The sequence below is a fragment of the Vibrio sp. 1641 genome (assembly GCF_033339995.1).
GTDB lineage: Bacteria > Pseudomonadota > Gammaproteobacteria > Enterobacterales > Vibrionaceae > Vibrio > Vibrio alginolyticus.
This window is the reverse complement of record NZ_JAWOVP010000254.1, coordinates 1-643: the sequence shown is the minus strand read 5'-3', so window position 1 is coordinate 643 and position 643 is coordinate 1. Positions and strand designations below refer to the sequence as shown.

At 44.8% G+C, this 643-nt stretch carries 1 protein-coding gene; it reads right to left on the bottom strand.

Features of this window, described 5'->3' with window-relative positions:
• Positions 1 to 643 (bottom strand): aminotransferase class V-fold PLP-dependent enzyme (locus R7Z47_RS25345; protein WP_318130830.1); only part of this gene is annotated, 643 nt, incomplete at both ends.

Here is a 643-nt window from a genome sequence, read left to right as displayed (position 1 = left end):
ATCATGTAGGTCAAGATCGAACATACCCACCGTGTGAGCACCATCCACTAACGTTGGAATTTGATGCTCTTTTGCAAGAGAACAAATTGCCTTTGCTGGCAGCGCAGTACCGGTTTTGTATGTGATGTGAGAGAACACAATCAGGCGAACATTGTGGTGCGCTTCAATAGCGTCACGGAATGCTTGAATGTAGTCTGCTTCAGAAACGTCTTCAGTACCTGTAAACACTGGTAACTGAATTTCCACGACTTCTACACCAAAGCGGTGTTTTACAACATTCAGCGGAGATGTCGCTGCAATGTGTTCGTGGTGTGTAGTAAGAATCACGTCTCCCGGCTCGAAATGCAGACCATTAATGATCGAACATAGACCGTCAGTCGTGTTGCGGCTTAGGATGATTTCGTCAGCATTTGCGCCAAAACCTGGTGCAATCTCTGCGATCATGTCTGAAACGTAAGGGAACTTACCAAACTTACCTTTCATGTCCCATGGGAACTTCGCCACTAATTTGTTGTTGTCTTCATAGCCTTCAAGAACATGTTTCGGCATTGAGCCTGTTGTACCAATGTTCATGTAAGTGGTTCGTTTATCCAAAACGAACTGCTTTTGCACTTTACGCCAAAAACGCTTATCGTGCTTTCTA